The organism is Micromonospora sp. NPDC048040, from assembly GCF_055587185.1.
Window position 1 is genome coordinate 190,793 of record NZ_JBVJGT010000002.1, and the last position, 17,166, is coordinate 207,958.

At 75.0% G+C, this 17,166-nt stretch carries 17 protein-coding genes, 1 tRNA gene and 1 pseudogene; 4 read left to right on the forward strand and 15 right to left on the reverse strand.

The genetic code is table 11. The annotated features are described in order from the left end of the window. Nucleotides 1-76 precede the first annotated feature (76 nt). From ACZ6O2_RS03125 to ACZ6O2_RS03135, 3 genes and pseudogenes are all read left to right on the forward strand, one after another. A pseudogene (locus tag ACZ6O2_RS03125) lies at nucleotides 77-1,137 on the forward strand (SGNH/GDSL hydrolase family protein); the annotation flags it as partial. Further along, nucleotides 1,126-1,929, forward strand: coding sequence for an SGNH/GDSL hydrolase family protein (locus tag ACZ6O2_RS03130; protein ID WP_350703557.1), 804 nt, complete (start codon nucleotides 1,126-1,128; stop codon nucleotides 1,927-1,929). The pseudogene ACZ6O2_RS03125 and the gene ACZ6O2_RS03130, both read left to right, overlap by 12 nt. Before the next feature lie 124 nt (nucleotides 1,930-2,053). Next, nucleotides 2,054-3,316, forward strand: coding sequence for an acetyl-CoA C-acetyltransferase (locus ACZ6O2_RS03135; RefSeq protein WP_350703325.1), 1,263 nt, complete (start codon nucleotides 2,054-2,056; stop codon nucleotides 3,314-3,316). A gap of 54 nt (nucleotides 3,317-3,370) precedes the next feature. Here ACZ6O2_RS03135 and ACZ6O2_RS03140 read toward each other — a convergent pair whose 3' ends face one another. The 4 genes from ACZ6O2_RS03140 to ACZ6O2_RS03155 all read right to left on the reverse strand — a co-directional run bounded on the left by ACZ6O2_RS03140 (nucleotide 3,371) and on the right by ACZ6O2_RS03155 (nucleotide 5,668). Further along, nucleotides 3,371-3,691, reverse strand: a complete 321-nt coding sequence (locus ACZ6O2_RS03140) for a hypothetical protein (RefSeq protein WP_350703327.1) — start codon at nucleotides 3,689-3,691, stop codon at nucleotides 3,371-3,373. A gap of 57 nt (nucleotides 3,692-3,748) precedes the next feature. Further along, a complete protein-coding gene (locus ACZ6O2_RS03145; RefSeq protein ID WP_466021835.1) occupies nucleotides 3,749-4,507 on the reverse strand; it encodes a Bax inhibitor-1/YccA family protein in 759 nt (252 codons plus the stop codon). Between the two features lie 151 nt (nucleotides 4,508-4,658). Beyond that, on the reverse strand, nucleotides 4,659-5,474 hold the full coding sequence (locus tag ACZ6O2_RS03150) for a Bax inhibitor-1/YccA family protein (RefSeq protein ID WP_350703331.1): 816 nt from the start codon (nucleotides 5,472-5,474) through the stop codon (nucleotides 4,659-4,661). 113 nt (nucleotides 5,475-5,587) lie between these two features. Then, nucleotides 5,588-5,668, reverse strand: a tRNA-Leu gene (locus tag ACZ6O2_RS03155). A gap of 102 nt (nucleotides 5,669-5,770) precedes the next feature. Between ACZ6O2_RS03155 and ACZ6O2_RS03160 the strand changes: the two genes are divergently transcribed. Continuing rightward, entirely contained in the window at nucleotides 5,771-7,609 is a 1,839-nt protein-coding gene (locus ACZ6O2_RS03160) for a DUF6311 domain-containing protein (RefSeq protein ID WP_350703333.1), read from the forward strand. 97 nt (nucleotides 7,610-7,706) lie between these two features. Here the strand turns inward: ACZ6O2_RS03160 and ACZ6O2_RS03165 are convergent, their stop codons facing one another. From ACZ6O2_RS03165 to ACZ6O2_RS03215, 11 genes are all read right to left on the reverse strand, one after another. Continuing rightward, nucleotides 7,707-9,038 (reverse strand): NAD(P)/FAD-dependent oxidoreductase, encoded by a 1,332-nt coding sequence (locus ACZ6O2_RS03165; protein ID WP_350703335.1) that lies wholly within the window; start codon nucleotides 9,036-9,038, stop codon nucleotides 7,707-7,709. A 102-nt stretch (nucleotides 9,039-9,140) separates the two neighbouring features. Beyond that, nucleotides 9,141-9,701 (reverse strand): hypothetical protein, encoded by a 561-nt coding sequence (locus tag ACZ6O2_RS03170; RefSeq protein WP_466021836.1) that lies wholly within the window; start codon nucleotides 9,699-9,701, stop codon nucleotides 9,141-9,143. After that, a complete protein-coding gene (locus ACZ6O2_RS03175) occupies nucleotides 9,698-11,113 on the reverse strand; it encodes a DUF58 domain-containing protein (protein WP_466021837.1) in 1,416 nt (471 codons plus the stop codon). The genes ACZ6O2_RS03170 and ACZ6O2_RS03175 overlap by 4 nt, the downstream gene beginning before the upstream one ends. Next, nucleotides 11,113-12,120, reverse strand: coding sequence for an AAA family ATPase (locus tag ACZ6O2_RS03180; RefSeq protein WP_466021838.1), 1,008 nt, complete (start codon nucleotides 12,118-12,120; stop codon nucleotides 11,113-11,115). Before ACZ6O2_RS03180 ends, ACZ6O2_RS03175 begins: the two co-directional genes overlap by 1 nt. Beyond that, a complete protein-coding gene (locus ACZ6O2_RS03185; RefSeq protein ID WP_466021839.1) occupies nucleotides 12,117-12,701 on the reverse strand; it encodes a hypothetical protein in 585 nt (194 codons plus the stop codon). Before ACZ6O2_RS03185 ends, ACZ6O2_RS03180 begins: the two co-directional genes overlap by 4 nt. Nucleotides 12,702-12,744: 43 nt before the next feature. Continuing rightward, complete coding sequence (locus ACZ6O2_RS03190; RefSeq protein WP_350703344.1) at nucleotides 12,745-13,488, reverse strand: DUF4129 domain-containing protein; 744 nt, start codon at nucleotides 13,486-13,488, stop codon at nucleotides 12,745-12,747. Nucleotides 13,489-13,568: 80 nt separating this feature from the next. Continuing rightward, entirely contained in the window at nucleotides 13,569-14,282 is a 714-nt protein-coding gene (locus ACZ6O2_RS03195) for a uracil-DNA glycosylase (RefSeq protein WP_350703559.1), read from the reverse strand. 19 nt (nucleotides 14,283-14,301) lie between these two features. Further along, a complete protein-coding gene (locus tag ACZ6O2_RS03200) occupies nucleotides 14,302-14,988 on the reverse strand; it encodes a dienelactone hydrolase family protein (protein ID WP_350703346.1) in 687 nt (228 codons plus the stop codon). A gap of 207 nt (nucleotides 14,989-15,195) precedes the next feature. Further along, on the reverse strand, nucleotides 15,196-15,675 hold the full coding sequence (locus ACZ6O2_RS03205) for an LppU/SCO3897 family protein (RefSeq protein ID WP_350703348.1): 480 nt from the start codon (nucleotides 15,673-15,675) through the stop codon (nucleotides 15,196-15,198). Nucleotides 15,676-15,793: 118 nt separating this feature from the next. Further along, complete coding sequence (locus tag ACZ6O2_RS03210; protein ID WP_466021840.1) at nucleotides 15,794-16,831, reverse strand: HAAS signaling domain-containing protein; 1,038 nt, start codon at nucleotides 16,829-16,831, stop codon at nucleotides 15,794-15,796. Next, nucleotides 16,828-17,160 carry a PadR family transcriptional regulator gene (locus ACZ6O2_RS03215; protein ID WP_350686966.1) on the reverse strand — a complete coding sequence of 111 codons (333 nt, stop codon included), beginning with the start codon at nucleotides 17,158-17,160 and terminating at the stop codon, nucleotides 16,828-16,830. The genes ACZ6O2_RS03210 and ACZ6O2_RS03215 overlap by 4 nt, the downstream gene beginning before the upstream one ends. Nucleotides 17,161-17,166: the final 6 nt, after the last annotated feature.

Sequence of the window (17,166 nt, forward strand, 5' to 3'; positions counted from 1 at the left end):
GGACGGTCGCCTTCCAGCCACCCGCGAGCAGACACGACGACGGCGGCGTGTCGTTCCGGCGCGATAATGTCGCTGCATGGGGGTTGTTGGTTCCGCCGTCCCGGTTGGTTCGCGCTGGCAGCGCGCTCGGCAGATCGCCCGCCTGGCGGCGATCGGCACGGGCGCCACGGCGGCCGCCGCGGTGGCGACCGGCGGCGTGCTCCTCGGGCAGGCCCGGCAGGCCCGCCGCACGATCCCGATGGCCGAGGCGCCGCCGCCCCGCTGCGACGGGGTCTACGGCGCGAAGCTGCCCGGCCCGCCGGTCACCATGGTCGTGCTGGGCGACTCGTCGGCCGCCGGCTACGGCGTGCACCGCCGCCGGGAGACGCCGGGCGCCCTGCTCGCCACCGGCCTGTCCCGCCGCCTCCAGCGGCCCGTCCGGCTGCACCGGTTCGCGGTGGTCGGCGCCATCTCGGCCGTGCTGAAGCACCAGGTGGAGGCGGCGCTGGAGTGCCGGCCCGACGTCGCCGTGATCCTGATCGGCGGCAACGACGTGACCAACCGCACGCCGCCCGGCCTGGCGGTGCGCTATCTGGTCGAGGCGGTCCGCACGCTGCGCGCCGCCGGCTGCGAGGTGGTCGTCGGCACCTGCCCCGACCTGGGCGCGATCCGCCCGATCCAGCCGCCGCTGCGCTGGCTGGCCCGGCGCTGGAGCCGGCAGCTCGCCGCCGCCCAGACGGTGGCCGTGGTCGAGGCCGGCGGCTGGACGGTCTCCCTCGGTGACCTGCTCGGCCCCCGCTTCACCGCCGAGCCGACCCGGATGTTCGCCTGGGACCGGTTCCACCCCTCGGCGGAGGGCTACGCCGTGGCCGCCGCCGCGCTGCTGCCGACCGTGCTGTCCGCGCTGGGCGCCGGGCAGGAGCGGCGCACTACCCCCGCCCGGGGCGAAGGCGTACGCTCGCTCCCCGCGGCCGCCCAGGAGGCCGCTCGGCACGCGGGCACCGAGGTCAGCGGCACCCAGGTGCGGGGGCGCGACCGTGGCCCCGCCGGTCGGTGGGCGCAGCTGCGCCGACGGGCCTTCTTCGGTGTCGGCGCGGTGCCGCAACCCGGCCCCGCCGCCGACTCACCCACTCTGGAGGGACTGGCATGAGCGAGCGCTTCATCCCCTCGGGGCTCGCCGGTCGGCTGGGTCGGGCCGCGGCGCTCTCCCTGGTCGCCGGCACGGTCGGCGGCGCCGCCGTCCTCGCCGGCCAGGCCTTCGTCGCCCGGCACCGCCAGTACGCCCAGCCGGAGCTCGGGCTGGCGCTGCGCGCCACGGTCGGGCGGGCCGGCGCCCCACCGCTGCGGCTGGTGCTGCTCGGCGACTCGTCCGCCCTCGGCGTCGGGGTCGAACGCCTCGACGACACCATCGGCGGCCAGCTGGCCAACCTGCTCGCCGAGGGCCCGAACGGCCGGCAGGTGCACCTGTCCAGCGTCGGCGTCTCCGGCTCCCGCTCGACCGACCTCGCCACCCAGGTGGCCCGGGCGCTGCTCGGCGAGCGCCCCGACGTGGCGGTGATCCTGATCGGCGCCAACGACGCCACCACCCTGCGTCGGCCGGCGGAGGCCGCCGCCTACCTCGCGGCGGCCGTGCACCGGCTCCGCGAGGCCCGGGTGGAGGTGGTCGTCGGCACCTGCCCCGACCTCGGCGCCGTACGCGCGATCGCGCCGCCGCTGCGGCACCTGGTCGGCTGGTCCGGGCGGCGGGTCGCCCGCGCGCAGACGGCGGCGGTGCTCGACGCCGGGGGCACGGTGGTCGACCTGGCCGCCGAGACGGGTCCGGTGTTCCGCGCCGACGCGGGCACCCTGTGCCACGACGGCTACCACCCCTCCGCCGACGGCTACCGGGTCTGGGCGCACGCCCTGCTGCCCGCCGTCGCGGCGGCCGCCGCGGTCGCGTCCCGCCGCTGACCCGCCGGGCGGGGCGGTCGCGTCCGACCGCTGACCCGCCGGGCGTCGTGCCCCGCCGGAGGTGACATTTCCCGGTCGGCCGCCAGCTTCCGCGCGAAGTTACCGACGGGTTAACGTTGGCTCCATGCCGACTGAGTCGTCCCGCGACGCCGTCATCGTCGCCACCGCCCGCTCCCCCATCGGCCGGGCGCACAAGGGGTCCCTGCGCGACGTCCGCCCGGACGACCTCGCCGCGACCATCGTGCGGGCCGCCCTGGACAAGGTCCCCCAGCTCGACCCGACCGAGATCGACGACCTCTACCTGGGCTGCGGCCTGCCCGGCGGCGAGCAGGGCTTCAACATGGCCCGGGTCGTCGCCACCCTGATGGGCCTGGACACCCTGCCCGGCGCGACCCTCACCCGCTACTGCGCGTCCTCGCTGCAGACCACCCGGATGGCGATGCACGCGATCCGGGCCGGCGAGGGCGACGTCTTCGTCTCCGCCGGTGTGGAGACCGTCTCCCGGTACGCCCGCGGCAACTCCGACGGCCTCCCGCCGGAGGCGCAGGCGCTGGTCGGCGGCGGCTGGGAGAACCCGCGCTTCGCCGCGGCGGCCGAGCGGTCGAAGGCCCGCGCCCAGGGCGGCGCCCCGGTCTGGACCGACCCGCGCGAGGAGGGCGCGCTGCCGGACATCTACCTGACCATGGGGCAGACCGCGGAGAACCTGGCCCAGGTCCACGACGTGACCCGCGCCGACATGGACGAGTTCGGCGTACGCAGCCAGAACCTCGCCGAGAAGGCCATCGCCGACGGCTTCTGGGCCCGGGAGATCACCCCGGTCACCACGCCGGACGGCACGGTGGTCAGCACCGACGACGGCCCCCGGCCCGGGGTCACCCTGGAGGCGGTCTCCGGCCTGAAGCCGGTGTTCCGCCCGGACGGCCGGATCACCGCCGGCAACTGCTGCCCGCTCAACGACGGCGCGGCCGCCGTGGTGGTCATGAGCGCCCAGAAGGCGAAGGACCTCGGGATCACCCCGCTGGCCCGGATCGTCTCCACCGGCGTGACCGCCCTGTCGCCGGAGATCATGGGCCTCGGCCCGGTCGAGGCCACCCGGCAGGCGCTCAGGCGGGCCGGCATGACCATCGACGACGTCGACCTGGTGGAGATCAACGAGGCGTTCGCCGCCCAGGTGATCCCCTCGTACCGCCAGCTCGACATCCCGCTGGAGAAGCTGAACGTGATGGGCGGCGCGATCGCCGTCGGGCACCCGTTCGGCATGACCGGCGCGCGGATCACCGGCACCCTGCTCAACGCCCTGGACTGGCACGACAGGACCATCGGCCTGGAGACCATGTGCGTCGGCGGCGGCCAGGGCATGGCCATGGTGGTCGAGCGGCTGAGCTGATCCCCGCAGGCCGGCCGGCACTCCCGCCCGTGGGGCGGACCGGCGGGAACGGAACTAGAGCGCGTCGCGGGTCGCCGTCACCTCGGCGGCGGCCCGCGCCAGCGCCTCGGGCGGCGGGGCCGCGGCCAGCAGGTCGGCGGCCACCACCCGGAGCTGGTCGGGCAGCGCGAGGTCGTTGTCGAGCCGGGGCACCACCCGCCGGGGCTCGCCCGCGGCGTCGGCGGCCAGGTTGGCGACCTCCTGCACCAGCCGGTGCACCAGGTCGGCACGCGACACGTTGCCGCCGGCGGCCGTGGCCGACCAGCGCGGCTGCTGCCAGTGCCCGACCTGACGTACCAGCAGATCCACCGCCCGGCTCAGCTCCCCTGCGCTCACCGCCCGAGTCTACGAACCCACCCGGCCGGGCGCGGGGCGGGCGGGGTGGCGGCCGGGTCAGCGGCGCAGGTAGCCGAGCAGGCGCAGGAGCTGCCAGTAGAGGAAGACCAGGCCGGTCAGCAGGCCGAACGCGCAGAGCCAGGCGTAGCGGCGGGGCAGGCCGTCGCGTACCGAGCGCTCGACCAGGTCGAAGTCGAGGACGAAGCTGAACGCGCCGGCGACGATCGCCACCACCGAGAAGGCGTACGGCAGCCAGCCGACCTCGTCGGTCAGTCCGTAGACCTCCAGGCCCTGCCGGCCGGAGACCAGGTACACCAGCAGGTTCACCACGCTGAGCACGACGATCCCGAACAGCGTGCCGGCGACCAGCCGGGCCAGCCGCGGCGTGGCCCGGACGAGGCGGGCCCGGTAGAGCAGCGCCATGCCGAGGAAGACCCCGAAGGTGCCCGTGACCGCCTGGACGACGATGCCCGGGTGGACCAGCTCGAAGGTCCGGCTGGCCACCCCGAGCAGCAGCCCCTGGAGCAGGGCGTAGCCGACCATCGGCACCGGGTTGGTGATGCCGCGCCAGGAGATGACGACGACCAGCGCGATCCCGGCCAGCGCGGTGCCGGCCAGCGCGGCGGGGAGCCACGCCGCCGGCGGCACGAGCACCCAGGCCGCGGCGCCGGTGGCCCCGGTGAGCAGCAGCAGCCCGACCGTACGGGCCACCACGTCGTCGACGGTCATCGCCTCCGGGTCGCCGACGCCCAGCACCCGGCTCTGCACCCGGGCGGTCTCGTCGAACCGGGTGAGCACCGGGTTGCTGCTGCGCACGTCGCCTCCCTGCTCGGCGTACCCCCACGCAGTCACTCTGCCCCGGGCGGCCGGGCGGCGGCGCGAAACGCCGGGACCGGCGCGGGTGCGGAAACGACGGCGCCCGCCCCCGCGGCAGCGGGGGCGGGCACCGGTCGGTCGCGGGCGACGGTCAGTCGTCGCCCTGGAAGTAGCTCAGCAGGCGCAGGATCTCGATGTAGAGCCAGACCAGGCTCACCAGGATGCCGAAGGCGGCGACCCAGGAGTAGCGCTGCGGCAGGCCCATCCGGACGCCGTCCTCGATCTCCTTGAAGCTGAGCACGAAGCTCAGCGAGGCGACCACGATGCAGACCAGGCTGAAGCCGATCGCCAGCGGGCTGCCGTCGCGCAGGCCGGTGTTGATGTCGAAGAGCGCGAGCACGAGGTTGATCAGCATGACGGCGAAGAGGCCCGCCATCACGGCGATCATGCCCTTGACGAACTTCGGGGTCGCCCGGATGACCTTCGCCTTGTAGAGCATCGCCATCACGAAGAAGACGCCGAAGGTGGCGGTCACCGCTTGGAGCACGATGCCGTCGTAGAGCGAGTCGAAGAACTTGCTCACCATGCCGACGAAGACGCCCTCGACGACGGCGTACGCGACCACCAGCGCCGGGTTCGCCATCCGGGAGAACGAGATGATCAGGCCGAGCACCAGGCCGACCACCGCCGCGCCGATCCAGGCGGCACCGAGCAGGGCGTCCGGCACCAGCACCCAGGCGGCCGCGGCGGAGACGCCGAGGATGCCGAGGAGGGTGACGGTCTTGACCACCACGTCGTCGACCGACATGGTGTTGACGGCCGGCGGAGCCGCCGGGTAGCCGGCCTCCGTCGGGTACTGCTGGGGGTAGCCGGGCTGTCCATAGGGCCCGGTCGGGGCGTACCCGGCGGAGCGCTCCCGCTCGGCCGCCTGGCCGAGCCGGGCGAGCACCGGGTTCGAAGTCTTCACTGTCAGGCCTCCCTCAGGGGGTCGTTGCACGTGAACGTGCCCCTCAAGAGTAAACGCCCAGGGCAGCCGCGTGGTGATCGCCAAGCTGAGCGGATGCTGAGAGTGGTGGGGGGTGCCCGGGGCGGGGGTCGAACCCGCACGCCTTGCGGCAGCCGCTTTTAAGGCGGCCGTGTCTGCCGTTCCACCACCCGGGCGGGTGACACCGGGCGCGTCGACACGCCTGGTGCAGTGTCACGGTAGCCGGTCGGCGGCGACCCGGCGTACCCCGACGCCCGGGTCACACTAGGGTCAAGGCCGTGAGCAGCGCAGCCCCCACGGCCCCCGACGCCGCCCCTGACCAGGCCGTATTCGCCGCCGACCGGCTGCCGCGCCGGCTCTCGCCGGCCCGCCTGCTGACCACGGTCTCCCGGCACCGGGCGGGCGTCACGGTCGGGCTCCTCTTCGTCGCGCTGGCCGGCTGGCTCACCCACGGGCTCTGGCCCGACCCGGCGACCCGGGTCCTCGCGCTGAACCCGGCGGACCAGGCCCTCTACGAGTGGTTCCTCGCCGTCGACGCGCGGGCGCTGCTCGGCGACTTCGACCTGCTCACCGACCGGCTCAACGCGCCGGACGGGGTGAACCTGATGACCAACACCACGGTCATCGCGCTGGGAATCCTCCTCGCCCCGGTCACCCTGCTGCTCGGGGCGCCGGTCACCTTCGCGCTGCTGGCGCTGGCGAACCTGGCCGGCACCGCCGTCGCCTGGTATCTGCTCTTCACCCGGACGCTGGGCGCCCACCGGGTCGCCGCCGCGCTGGGCGCCGCCCTCTGCGGCTTCGGCCCGGGCATGGTCTCGCAGACCAACAGCCACCTGCACATGACCGCCCAGTGGCTGGTCCCGGTGATCGTCTGGCTGGTGGTCCGGCTGCTGCGCGCCGCCGACCCCGCCGGCCGGGCCACCACCGACGGGCCGGACCGCCGGCGGATGGTCAGCTCCGCCGTCGGTCTGGCGGCGGCGGTCACGGCGCAGGTCTTCATCGGCGAGGAGGTGCTCTTCCTCTGCGCGCTGACGCTGCTGGTGATGGCGGTCACGTACGCCGTGACGGCCCCTGGCCTGGCCCGCCGCGCCCTGCCCGGCTTCGCCGGCGGGATGGTGCTCGCCGCCGGGCTGGCCCTGCTCGTGCTGGCCTGGCCGCTGTGGTTCCAGTTCGCCGGGCCGCAGGGCGTCGCGGACGGCATGTTCAGCCCGCACTACTTCTCGGCTGACCTGCGCAGTTGGTGGACGGTGTCGCCGCTGTCGGTGGTCGGCAGCGACGAGGCCGCCCGGCTGACCACCGGCCCGGCCGAGTACAACACCTTCCTCGGGTGGCCCCTGCTGCTGGTCACCACCGCCTGCGCGGTCTGGCTGGGTCGCCGCCCGCTGGCCGTCGCGTGCGTGGTCGGGGCGCTGGCGATGGGGGCGCTGTCGCTCGGCCCCCGGGTGGTCCTCGACGGCGAGCGCACCGCCGTGCCGGGGCCGTACACATTGCTCTCCGGGCTGCCCGTGGTGGACGGTGCGCTACCGATGCGGTTCGCCCTCGCGACGCTCCCGCTGATCGCCACGCTGCTGGTGCTCGCGGCCGACCGGGCGCTGCGCGGCGCGGGCCGGGCCCGGCGGCTGGTCCCGGCGGCGGTCGGCGTGGCACTGCTGCCGCTGCTGCCCGCCCCGCTACCCACCGCCGAGCGCCCACCGGTGCCGGAGTTCGTCACGGCCGGCCACTGGCGGCAGTGCGTCGAGCCGGGCGGGGTGCTGGTGCCGGTGCCGCTCGCCACGCCGCAGGAGCCGTGGCCGATGCGCTGGGCCACGGCCGCCGACGCCGCGTTCGGCATGCCGGAGGGCTTCTTCATCGGCCCGTACGGCCGGGACGGCACGGCGGCGATGGGCACCTACAAGCTGCCCACGTCCGCCCTGCTGACCGAGGTCGCCAGGCGCGGCGGGCAGCCGGTGATCGGGGACCAGCAGCGGCGGCAGGCCGCGAAGGACGCCGACTTCTGGGGTGCCTCCTGCGTCGCGCTGGCCGTCGACACCCCGCACGCCGACAGCCTGCGCGGCACGCTGGAGCAGCTCTACGGGCCGTCGACCCGGATCGCCGACGCCTGGATCTGGCGGGTCTGACCGCGTACGCCCGCCCGCCGCGGCGCGGCGGGAAACCGCCCGCACAGACAGCAGGCCCCTCCGCGTGAGACGGAGGGGCCTGCTGTGTCTTGCTCGGTCAGGACCGGCTGGCGCCGATGGGCTGGGACGCCTCGGCGAACTCCTCGCGCGGGTCGTGCAGCTGGCCCAGGGCGACCACCTCACGCTTGAGGAAGAACGCCAGGGACCAGTCGACCACGACCCGGACCTTCCGGTTGAACGACGGGATCCGGCTCATGTGGTACGTCCGGTGCATGAACCAGGCCGGCCAGCCGGTCATCTTGATCCCGTACACCTGGGCGACGCCCTTGTGCAGGCCGAGGCTGGCCACGCTGCCGGCGTGCTTGTGCTTGTACTCCACCGGCTCCCGGCCGCGCACCACGTTGGCGATGTTGTCGGCCATCCGGGCGGCCTGGCGGACCGCGTGCTGGGCGCTCGGCGAGCAGTAGTTGCCCGGCTCCTTGGTCAGGTCCGGCACCGCCGCGCAGTCACCGGCGCTCCAGGCGCCCTCGACCGCCCGGTCGCCGTCGACGATCTGGAGGGTCGGCAGGCAGGTGACCCGGCGCCGCTCGTCGCGGGGGAAGTCCGTCGCGTCCAGCATCGGGGACGGCTTGACGCCGGCCGTCCAGACGATGGTGTCGGAGCGGAAGCTGTCGCCGTCGGAGAGCTTCACCACCCCGTCGACGCAGGACTCCAGGCGGGTGTCCAGCCGGATGTCCATGTTCCGCTTGAGCAGCTGCTGGACCGTGTAGGCGCCCATGTCCCGGTCGACCTCCGGCAGCACCCGCTGGGTCGCCTCGACCAGCACCCAGCGCATGTCCTCCGGCTTGAGCTCCGGGTAGTACCTCAGCGCGTCCCGGGCCATGTCCTCCATCTCGGCGAGCGCCTCGATGCCGGCGTAGCCGCCGCCGACGAAGGTGAAGGTCAGCGCGGACCGGCGGACCTCCGGGTCCGGCGTGACGGCAGCCACGTCGAGCCGGTCCAGCACGTGGTTGCGCAGGTAGATGGCCTCACCGATGGTCTTGAAGCCGATGCCGTGCTCGTGCAGGCCGGGAATCGGCAGCGTCCGCGAGACCGAGCCGGGGGCGACGACGACGTGGTCGTACGGGATCTCCCGGGTCGGGCCGCTGATCGGCTGCACGACGGCGGTCTTGCGGTCGTGGTCGATCCGCGTCACGGCGCCCGCCACCACCTTGCACCGCCGCAACTCCCGTCGCAGCGGCACCACGGAGTGCCGGGGCGAGATGTTGCCGGCCGCCGCCTCGGGCAGGAAGGGCTGGTAGGTCATGTGGGGCTGAGGGTCCACCACGATGACCTCAGCCTCACGGGAGCTGAGCTTCTTCGACAGGCGCAGGGCCGCGTAGAGACCAACGTGCCCGGCACCCACCACAAGGATCCGCTTCGGATTCACGTCATCTATCTTTCCCGGCGCGGCCCGGCTAATCCCGATCGCGCCCCTCTTCTGTGACGGAGCACAACCCCTGTGACCTGCGCAACTGCTGCTACCGGCAGGTTAACGGCGGCGCAGCAGCCACCCCAGCAACGCTGTCAACGCGACCGCCGCCAGCAGTCCGGCCGCGGTCGCGAGTTGGGATCCGGCGCCGTCGCCGAGACCGCCGACCTCCACGAGGAGGACGCCGAGCACGAAGGCCCCCAGCAGCACCGTGCCGGCCCGCGCGAGCCAGCGCACGATCACGTCCGGGTCGACCACCGCGTCGTACGGCAGGACGGCGGCCAGCGCGCAGAGGGTGTGCGTGAGGTAGAGCACGGCCGCCACGGCGAGCAGCCGCCAGAGCGCGATCGGCCGGCCGTACCCGTCGGTGGCGACCAGCCAGCCGCCGACCGTGACCAGCGCGGCGAAGGTCGGCCAGACCCGGCGTGGTCCGAGCGCCGGCAGCAGCGCCACCACGACCAGGGCGAGCAGCGGCCGGCCGAGGAGCACCTGCGACGGGTACGCCACCACCAGCCCGACCAGCGTGGTGAGGAAGATGCCGGCCCTGACCAGCAGCGGCGTCAGGCTGACCCGGGCGGCCGCGTACCGCACCGCCCGGACCCGCTCGATGACCGGATTCATCGGGCCCCCACCCTCGGGGCGGTGGCCAGCCGCGCCACGTCCCGCAGCACCTGGTCGAGGCTGCCCGCGCCGGCCCAGCGCACCACCGGCACGCCGTGCTCCCGCAACTGCCCGATCATGGTGTCCCGGTCCAGCCGCCACAGCCGGTACGCCACCTCGGCCCAGCCCCGGTCCTTCGGCGGGGCGAGGTCGGCCGGCAGGGTGTCCACCGCGACGACGAACCGCCCCGAGCGGGCCAGCCGGGCCAGCATCTGCGCCGACCGCTCGTCCAGCAGCGGGGTGAGGACCACCACCAGCGCGTCCGCGGAGAGCAACTGCGGCCCGAAGACCTGGTCGTACGGCTCGTGCGGGGAGGACTCGGCGCGCACGTCGAGCAGCCACTCCAGGACGGTCAGGTACTGCCGGCGGCCGGTGGCCGGGCGCAGCCGGCGGGCGGCCGGGCCGTACTCCAGCATCGACACCCGGTCGCCGCGGTGCAGGTAGTGCTCGGCGATCGCGGCGGCGGCCCGGACGGTGGTGTCCAGCACGGAGGCGGCACCGGACACGCCGCCGGAGCGGCCCGCCTCGGCGAGCACGTCGAGCAGCACCACCACCTCGGCGTCCCGGTCGGAGAGGGTGGCCGCGACGTGCAGCTGCCGGGCGCGCAGCGACACGCGCCAGTCGATCCGGCGCAGCCGGTCGCCCGGGGCGAAGACCCGCACGCCGGCCAGCTCCCCGCCCTCGCCGGGCCGGCGCGAGTGGTGCGCCCCGACCAGGCCGGCGGCCCGGGGCATCGCCTCGACCGCGTCGAACGGCTCGGTCCTCGGGTAGACCCGGACCCGGGCCGGCTCGGTGACCACCGCGCGGGAGACCAGCAGGCCCTGCGCGGCGGCGACCCGGGCGCCGGCCGGGCCGACCGGGTGCCGGCCCCAGCGCAGCGCCGTGCCGGCCAGCTCCAGGTCGACGGCCGCCTCGGTCGGGACGGCGGTCACGAAGGGCCGGTCGGCGACGGACGGGACGACGGCCGAGGGGGCGCCGGACGCGGCCACCGCCCCGGCGATCGTGGCCCGCTCCACCCGCAGCCACGGCGAGACCCGGCTGCGGACCACCGCCACGTCGTAGTCGAGCACGTCCGGGTTGCCGACGCTGACCGTGCCGGTCAGCTCGCCGCCCTCGACCAGGTGCCCCTCGTCGGCGGAGATCCAGACCTGCGGCAGGGCGGCCGGCCGGCGGCGCAGCGCGTACGCGGTGCCGATCGCGAACGGGGCGGCCAGCACGATCAGGTCGGCCCGGCCGAGCAGCACCCCCGCGATCAGCAGCAGGCCGGTGAGCAGCACCGCCCGGCCGAGCGCCCAGGTGGGCACCCAGCCGGTCGCGGGCTGCGGCCCCTGCTCCGGCGACTCGGTGCGGGGCGGCACGGCGGGCGCGACCATCAGTGCCCGGGCCGGCCGGCGGCGTAGCTGGGCAGCGCCCCGCTGGCCGGCGCCGGGGTCGCCTCCAGCACCTCGCCGACCACGAAGGACGGGTCGACGCGGCGCAGCCACATCTCGGGACGCAGCGTGATCCGGTGCGCCAGCGCGGGCGCCGCGACCTCCTTGACGTCCTCCGGCACCACGTAGTCGCGGCCGGCCAGCACGGCCCGCACCCGAGCCAGCAGCAGCAGCGCCAGCGAGCCGCGCGGCGAGGCACCCACCAGCACCGACGGGTGCTCCCGGGTGGCGGCGGTCAGCGCGACGATGTAGCGACCGACGGAGTCCTCGACCACCACGTCCTCCAGCGCGGCCTGCATGGCCCGCAGGGTGGCCGCGTCGACCACGGGCTTGATGTCCGCCTCCTCGCGGCGGCGGGCCATCCGCCGGCGCAGCACCTCCCACTCCTCCTCGTGCTCGGGGTAGCCGAACGAGACCCGGAGGAGGAACCGGTCGAGCTGCGCCTCGGGGAGCGGGTAGGTGCCCTCGTACTCGATGGGGTTGGCGGTGGCCAGCACGTGGAACGGCTCGTCCAGCCGGTAGGTGACGCCCTCGACCGAGACCTGCTTCTCCTGCATCGCCTCCAGCAGGGCCGACTGGGTCTTCGGCGGGGTCCGGTTGATCTCGTCGGCGAGGAGCAGGTTGGTGAAGACCGGGCCGGCCCGGAACGCGAAGTCGCCGCTGCGCTGGTCGTAGAGGAACGAGCCGGTGACGTCGGCCGGCAGCAGGTCGGGAGTGAACTGGAGCCGGCGGAAGTCCAGCCCGAGCGCCTGCGCGAAGGAGCGCGCCGTCAGCGTCTTGCCCAGGCCCGGCAGGTCCTCCAGCAGCACGTGCCCGCCGGCCAGGATGCCGGCGAGGACCAGCTCCAGCGCGTCCCGCTTGCCGACCACGACCTGACCGACCGCCTCCAGCACCGACCGGGCGAGGTGGCCGACCTCCGCGGCGGGCATGCTGCGGTCCACGTCGTTCATATCTTCTCCAGTTCGGCGACGATCGCCGCGAGGTCGCGCGGCGACGGGGGGCGGCGGGAGGGCGTGCTGAGGAAGGTCCAGAGCTGGTCGCCCAGCAGGGCGCGGGCGCGGGCCGGGTCCGACTCCCGGGTCAGGCCGTGACGCTGACGCAGCCGCTCGTCGGCCAGTTCGGCGAGCCGCGGCAGGACCCGCGCGGCGAACCGCTCCCGGCTGCTCCCGCACCAGTCCAGCGGGCGCTCCCAGCCGTTGATCGCGGTGCGCAGCGCGTCCCGGGCGCCCCAGTTCCACGTGCCGTCGTCGTCGCCGGCCGGGGCCCGGGCACCGGCCCGGGACGGGGGCGGGGGCGCGAGGGCGGCGACGACCCGGCGCACCACGAACAGCGCGAGCACCCCGGCGACCAGGACCAGCGGGGAGACCCGGAGCCCCACCACGCGCAGGCCGGCGACCAGCACCACCACGACCGCCGCGATGCCGGCCAGGGCGCGGAACACCCGGCCGGCCCGCCCGCCCCGGGAGCGGCCGGCGCGCCCCGGGCGCTCCTCCTCGAAGCTCAGCAGGTCGTCGATGCTGGTGCTGCTCACCGCGCCACCTCATCACGCCGGGCGCGCGACCGCCACGACCCGGTCACGTCGGCACTCCGGCGTCGCCGGCGACCACGGCGGTCAGCTCGGCGCGCAGCCGGCGCAGCGCCGCACGGGCCTGGTCGCGGGTGCGCTCGTCGACGGGCCGGGTGGCGTAGCGGGCCTCGCGGTAGACGTGCGCGAACTCGGCCAGCACGTCGGCGCTGACGATCGCCGGCACCCCCGCCGACGGGTCGCCCCGCAGCAGGCGGGTGACCAGGTCGGTGGGGGTGTCCCCGGCCAGCCGGGGCACACCGGCGCCGGCTGCGGCCTCTTCGAGGCGCACCCAGCAGGCGATGACCGCGGCGCGCGGGTCGGCGTCCGCGTCGTCCAGCTCCACCAGGCCGGCGTCGAGGGCGGCGGCCACCTCGCGGGCGGTGCCCTCGGCCGTACGCCGGTTCCGCTGCTTCGGCAGCGCCCGGGTGCTGCGGCGCATCGCGCCCCGGACCAGCGTCCAGGCGAGGTAGCCGAACGCGGCGAGCAGGGCCGACCCCAGCAGCACGAGGGCGACCGTGCCGAGCCACGGCGGGATGCTCGCCTGGGTGGCCTCGCCGGCGTCCCGGGGCTCGACGGGGATCGACGCGGCCGGCTCGCCGGTCGGGTATTCCGGCACGTAGGGGATGTTGTCGGCGGCGGGCGGGATCCGGCTGGCGCCGATCGACGAGTGGCCGGACGCCAACGCGGCGACGGCGAGCAGGACGCCGACCGCGGCGACCGGCCACCACCTGCGCAGCACGCTCAGATCCATCCGGGGTTACCTCCGGGCCGCCGGGGGGTGCGTCGCGGGCCGACGCGTTCCGTCCGTCATCGCCACCGCCCCCGCGTGCCTCAGTCCACCCCGGCCAACTGCTTCGCCCGGGCGAACACGTCGTCCAGCATCCCTGGTGTCAGCCGTCCCGTGAAGGTGTTCTGCTGGCTGACGTGGTAGCAGCCCAGCAGCTGCGGTGCGGCCGTGCCGGACCAGTGTGCCCCATGACCGAACGCCGGTCGCGGGGCGGGCGGGCGCTGGCCGTACACCTGACGCAGCGTCGGCCACCACGCGGACCAGGCGAAGGCGCCCAGCGCGACCACGACGCGCAGGGTGGGCCGGATCAGCGCGACCTCGCGGTGCAGCCACGGTGCGCAGGTGTCCCGCTCGCCCGGGGTGGGCTTGTTGTCCGGCGGCGCGCAGCGCACGGCGGCGAAGATGCGGGTGTCCCGCAGGGACAAACCGTCGTCGGCGGCGACGCTCGTCGGCTGGTTGGCCAGCCCGGCGCGGTGCAGCGCGGCGAAGAGCACGTCGCCGGAGCGGTCGCCGGTGAAGATCCGGCCGGTGCGGTTCCCGCCGTGCGCGGCGGGCGCCAGGCCGAGGATGGCGATGCGCGCGTCGGGGGCGCCGAAGCCGGGCACCGGCCGGCCCCAGTACTCCTGGTCGCGGAATGCCGCCCGGCGCGTGCGGGCCACCTCCTCGCGCCACTCGACCAGGCGGGGGCAGGCGAAGCAGTCGCTGACGGCGGCGTCGAGGTCGGCGAGGTCGGTCGCCCGCGCGGCGCGGGCGACCACCTCGTCGGGCGTACGCGGCTCAGCCAAGCTTGGCCCGGAAGAGTTCGAGGGTGCGCGCCCAGGCGGTGGCGGCGGCGCGCTGGTCGAAGTTCTCCGGCCGGTCCTCGTTGAAGAAGGCGTGCGCGGTGCCGGGGTAGTCGTAGGTCTGGCACGTGCCGCCGGCGGTCTCGACGGCGCGGCGGACGGTCTGCACGCCGTCGGCGGCGGAGGTGCCGTCGGCTTCGGAGCAGTGGATGAGGGCGGCCTTGCCCGCGTAGTCGGCCCACTCGGAGCGCATCCCGTCCCAGGGCAGCCGGGGGTAGAAGGCGGCGGTGGCGACGATCCGCTCGGTGCGGCTGGCCGCCCACAGGGCCAGGCTCGCGCCCGCGCAGAAGCCGGCGCAGCCGACCTTGCCGGTGACCTCGGAACGCCCGGCGAGGTAGTCCGCCGCGGCGGCGATGTCCGCCGCCGCCTCGTCCATCTGCGGGCTGTTCAGCATCTGGCGCGGCTCGTCGGGCTTGCTGGCCGGGCCGCCGTGGCGGAAGTCCGGGGCGAGGGCCACGAACCCGGCCTCGGCGAACCGGTCCGCGACGGAGGTGATGTGGGGCACGAGCCCCCACCAGTCCTGGATGACGATGACCGCTGGGCTGGCCGCACCGCCGGACGGTATCGCGAGATACCCCTCGCGCGTACCCCCGTTGCTGGTGAAGCTCACCATTTCGCCCATCGGCCCGTCCTCCTAGCGGTCAGTCATCGTTGGCTGGTCGCCCAGTGGTCCTACGTGCCGGTAGCCTGCCACGCCGTGCGCGCCCCGGGGAAGACGCCGGAACAGTGGCATTCACCTCCCGTTCGCCGGCCGTACGCGCAGACGCCGACGGCGGCGCGGACCGTCGTCCGCGCCGCCGTCGGCGGTGCTGTGCTGCCGTGGGGCCGGTCAGGCCTTCTTGGTCAGGCAGAGCAGGTAGCCCTTCTTGCCCGGCTCGATGCTGTAGAAGACGTAACCGTCCTGGTCTTCCTTGATGTACTGCTCGCACGCCTCGCCGGAGCGGGCCTGCGTCTCGGTCTGCCCGTCGACCCGACCGACCACGTTGTACACGGCGTCGGTGGAGGTGCACTCGACGACCTTCGCGCCGTCGACCTTCTCCTCCTTGGTGCCGGTCACCTCGGGCAGCTCGGCGATGCAGTCGCCGACCTTGGCGTCGGCGGTCTCGTCCTTGTTGAGGAAGTTGCCGATGGCCGAGCCGACGCCGAACTTGAGCCCCGCGATGACCAGGAACGCGACGATCGCGCCCACGATGCCGAGCACCTTCCTGGAGCCGGACTTCTTCGTCTCCGGCTCCGCCGGGGGCGCCTGGAAGGCCGACGGGGGCTGCGCGGCGTCCGGCGCGGGGGGCGGTGCGACCTGCTCTGACACGGGTTGTCCTTCCGAGGGGTGGATGAGCAGACGACACCGTAGCGATCAGGTACGACGGTCGCCGCCCCGTCGACCTCATCCGTTCAGCTATTTCCCAGCTTCCCGGACGCGATCCGGTTCACGTCCGGCTCGGCGCCGGGGTGGCGGCCGGGGCCTCCGTCGCGGGCGGGGCCTCCGCGGTCGGGACCGCGGTCGCTCCGGCCGTCGGGCCGCCCGGCGGGACCGGGCCGGACGGGTCGGCCGACGCGGTGGGCGCCAACGGGGGCAGGCCGGGCGTGGGCGAGGTGGCCGCCGGCGGGCGCGGCGCGAACGGCGCCCGCTCGGGGCAGTACGGGTACGGGCGCAGCAGCGGGTTGCCGACGCCTCTCGGGTCCCACCCGTCCGGGCAGTCCGGGTAACCGAGGCGGATCGGGTCGCCGTTCTGGTCGAAGAGCCGGGCGTTCTCCACCAGCCGGCCCTCGCTGTCGTAGACGTAGACGTCCCGGACGTGGGAGTACCGGTCGTCGACCGAGATGTGCTCGTAGCCGAAGTCCCCCGAGCCGACGCGGCCGTTCACGTCGGTCAGGCCGATCAGCCCGAAGACCACCAGCACCGCCGTGCCGGCGTGCAGCAGCCGCCGCTTGGGCCGGGTCAGGCTCGGCGTGTGGTGGCCGAGCCAGATCGAGGCGAGCACGCTGCCGGCGAGCAGCACCAGGCCGGCCAGCACGCTGCCGTTCAGCTCGGGCAGCACGCCGAACGAGCCACCGGTGGTGGCCACCGTGACGAGCATGGCGGCCAGGTAGCCGCGCAGCACCCACCAGGCCGGCCGGAGCAGCCGGAGGAACTCGCTCGCCGAGGCGTACCCCAGGGGCGGCCCGAGTTGGACGTCCCAGCGCTGCGCCCGCGCGCGGAGCCGGTCCACGGCGGCGGCCAGGCGGCGGTCGCGGCGGCGGCCACCGGCGACGGCGCCGACCCCGGCGGCGGCGCGCAGCTCGGCCGCGTACGCCTCGGGCTCGCCGAGCCGCTCGACCAGGCTGCCGCCGGCCTCGACGGCGACCTCGGCGAGGTGTTCCGGCAGGTCCTCGGTCAACTCGTCACGGTGCGCCGGCGGCAGGTCGGCCAGCGCGGCCCGCACCCGTGCGACGTAGTCCGCGATCTCCTGCTCCGTGACGGTCATGCCGCCATCCCCCGATCGTCGAGCAGTGCGTCCATGGTGGTGGCGAACGAGCGCCAGAGCTTGCCGTAGCGGGTGAGCTGGTCCCGGCCGGCGGCGTTGAGGGAGTAGTACTTGCGGTGCGGGCCGGACTCGCTCGGCACGACGTAGGTGGTCAGCAGGCCGGCGGCGTAGAGCCGGCGCAGCGTGCCGTAGACCGAGGCGTCGCCGACCTCCTCCAGCCCGGCCTCGCGGAGGCGGCGCAGGATGTCGTAACCGTAGCCGTCCTCCTCGCGCAGGACGGCGAGAACCGCGAGATCCAGCACGCCCTTCAGGAGCTGTGTGGTATCCACGCTTCG